Origin of the sequence: Streptomyces sp. NPDC005576 (genome assembly GCF_042871745.1) — a bacterium.
Taxonomy (GTDB): domain Bacteria; phylum Actinomycetota; class Actinomycetes; order Streptomycetales; family Streptomycetaceae; genus Streptomyces.
In genome coordinates, this window is sequence record NZ_JBIAJC010000047.1 from 1,954 (window position 1) to 3,231 (window position 1,278).

The window sequence follows — 1,278 nt, forward strand, 5'->3', positions numbered from 1 at the left end:
GGAATGACACGACTTCGGCGGTACGCTTGAGCCCCGCTACATTGTCGGCGCGGAATCACTTGACCAGTGAGCTATTACGCACTCTTTCAAGGGTGGCTGCTTCTAAGCCAACCTCCTGGTTGTCTCTGCGACTCCACATCCTTTCCCACTTAGCGTACGCTTAGGGGCCTTAGTCGATGCTCTGGGCTGTTTCCCTCTCGACCATGGAGCTTATCCCCCACAGTCTCACTGCCGCGCTCTCACTTACCGGCATTCGGAGTTTGGCTAAGGTCAGTAACCCGTTGGGGCCCATCGCCTATCCAGTGCTCTACCTCCGGCAAGAAACACACGACGCTGCACCTAAATGCATTTCGGGGAGAACCAGCTATCACGGAGTTTGATTGGCCTTTCACCCCTAACCACAGGTCATCCCCCAGGTTTTCAACCCTGGTGGGTTCGGTCCTCCACGAAGTCTTACCTCCGCTTCAACCTGCCCATGGCTAGATCACTCCGCTTCGGGTCTAGAGCGTGCAACTCAATCGCCCTATTCGGACTCGCTTTCGCTACGGCTTCCCCACACGGGTTAACCTCGCTACACACCGCTAACTCGCAGGCTCATTCTTCAAAAGGCACGCAGTCACGACTGCATGTGCAAGCACATACAGCGACGCTCCCACGGCTTGTAGGCACACGGTTTCAGGTACTATTTCACTCCGCTCCCGCGGTACTTTTCACCATTCCCTCACGGTACTATCCGCTATCGGTCACCAGGGAATATTTAGGCTTAGCGGGTGGTCCCGCCAGATTCACACGGGATTTCTCGGGCCCCGTGCTACTTGGGTGTCTCTCAAACGAGCCGTTGATGTTTCAGCTACGGGGGTCTTACCCTCTACGCCGGACCTTTCGCATGTCCTTCGCCTACATCAACGGTTTCTGACTCGTCTCACAGCCGGCAGACCGTAAAAGAGAGATCCCACAACCCCGTATGCGCAACCCCTGCCGGGTATCACACACATACGGTTTGGCCTGATCCAGTTTCGCTCGCCACTACTCCCGGAATCACGGTTGTTTTCTCTTCCTGAGGGTACTGAGATGTTTCACTTCCCCTCGTTCCCTCCACACTGCCTATGTGTTCAGCAGCGGGTGACAGCCCATGACGACTGCCGGGTTTCCCCATTCGGAAACCCCCGGATCAAAGCTAGGTTGACAGCTCCCCGGGGACTATCGTGGCCTCCCACGTCCTTCATCGGTTCCTGGTGCCAAGGCATCCACCGTGCGCCCTTAAAAACTTGGCCTACA

1 rRNA gene (only partly in view) is annotated in these 1,278 nt (G+C 56.3%); it reads right to left on the reverse strand.

What is annotated here, in order from left to right:
- Positions 1 to 1,274 (reverse strand): 23S ribosomal RNA (locus ACFYPN_RS33590); it reaches 1,927 nt to the left of the window's first position.
- Between the last annotated feature and the right edge of the window lie 4 nt (positions 1,275 to 1,278).